2 protein-coding genes and 1 pseudogene are annotated in these 1708 nt (G+C 38.8%); all 3 read left to right on the top strand.

All coding sequences use genetic code 11. The features are described 5' to 3' along the window. Nucleotides 1-50 precede the first annotated feature (50 nt). Complete coding sequence (locus F6K49_RS46330) at nt 51-905, top strand: hypothetical protein (protein ID WP_293109189.1); 855 nt, start codon at nt 51-53, stop codon at nt 903-905. A 36-nt stretch (nt 906-941) separates the two neighbouring features. After that, nucleotides 942-1409, top strand: a complete 468-nt coding sequence (locus tag F6K49_RS46325; protein WP_293109187.1) for a hypothetical protein — start codon at nt 942-944, stop codon at nt 1407-1409. A gap of 35 nt (nt 1410-1444) precedes the next feature. Beyond that, a pseudogene (locus tag F6K49_RS46320) lies at nt 1445-1705 on the top strand (DUF427 domain-containing protein); the annotation flags it as partial. Between the last annotated feature and the right edge of the window lie 3 nt (nt 1706-1708).

Genomic DNA, 1708 nt, shown 5'->3' with positions numbered 1-1708 from the left:
TAGCGATTGCTTAGAGCAATCCCTGAACCCAATCAACCGAACTAGTGAACATGAAAATTAAAACCATTAAAATCCATCAATTAACCATTCACGAGCATCATTTGGACATTATCTATGGTGCAGATAACTTCAACTTTTCAACTAAAGTGTTTTACCATGATGTATCCTTCAGTTTACTTGCCAGCAAATATTCTCAAGCAGTAATTAATCAAATCGCTGCTTATATTGCCTTATTCGAGGGCATGAAGCTGTGTTCACTATTTCCCAAATACTATGATATTAACCTTGTCGCTGAAAATTTAAGTCAGCCAGTGTTAGAGCTATTTGCCAAGATATATCAAGGAGTCTTTGGTCAACATTGGTATGAAAATAATATAACCGATTACCCTGGTCCTGAACTTATCTATTCACAAGGTAGCTTAAGCAATAGCAAACCCATCTCTATATTTGGCGGTAACTCTACCGTACTTGCAGGCTGTGGTGGTGGAAAAGATAGTATTGTAGCTATGAAAATGCTACAAGAAGCAGATGTTCCCTTTGCTTCCATGCAATACTCCCATAGTGTTTATGGCAAAGCCGATATCCAACACAATTTAATTTCGGGAGTCCTAGAATACGTCACCCCCCTTAAAAAGCATAAAATTTCTATCTACGATGACTTTATTGACTATCCCTTTCTTCAGCTATATTTCCCAGACAATTCAGGAATTACCGTTCCAGAAACTCCTGTCTCTATCTTTGAATCCCTCCCTCTAATGCTGAATGAGGGATACAACTACTTGGCATTAGCCCATGAAAAAAGTGCCAATACTGGTAATTTATTCTGGGAAAAACTAGGTAAAGAAGTCAACCATCAATGGGGCAAAGGCTACGAAGCCGAAAAAGAGTTGAATGAATTCATTTAAGCAAATCTCTTATCTAATTTCTCGTATTTCGGTATTTTGCAGCCCATCTATGACTTCCGCATCTTCAAAAATCTAGCCAAATATCCCGAGGTGCTGCCTAAAATCCACTCCTGCAATATTCAAAAACCTTGGTGCAAGAAATGTCCCAAGTGTGCTTATGTATGGCTAGGTTTGATGGCTGTCTTCGAGCCAGCATCTGTAGATGCAGTCTTTGGCTCCAATTTGTTTGATGATGATGACTTACTACCTATTTTTAGAGAAATGATCGGACTAGCTGAACATACACCCTTTGAATGTATTGGTGAAATAGATGAAAGTAGATTAGCAATGAAAAAGTGTTTAGAAAAAGGTTTGTCTGGCAAAGCCCTAGAGATATTCAAACATGAAGTTTTAGGAGACAGTTCAATTGATTGGCAACAACTTGAACAAAAGTATGACCGAGTATATGACACGGAACATGCTATTCCCGATTGGATATTTAGTAAGATTAGAGGGCAACTTTAAGTTTTAAAACTAAGTAGGAAAGCCAAAGACAAGTCATGAGACCAACTCCTATCCCTCCAAAGCCAGGTCAAGAATCCGTTTGGGATTATCCCCGTCCCGCCCGATGGGAAGACATCAATAAACATATTAAGGTAATCTTTAATGGCATTGTTCTCGCAGAAACCCACAGACCTAAGCGAGTTTTGGAAACCAGTCATCCTCCGACTTATTACATTCCACCAGAAGATATCAAACTAGAATATCTGACAGAGACACCCCATAAAACCTTTTGCGAATGGAAAGGCAGGTGTTCGTATTAA

The organism is Moorena sp. SIO3I6 (assembly GCF_010672095.1).
This window is presented reverse-complemented; position numbering and strand designations above follow the sequence as displayed.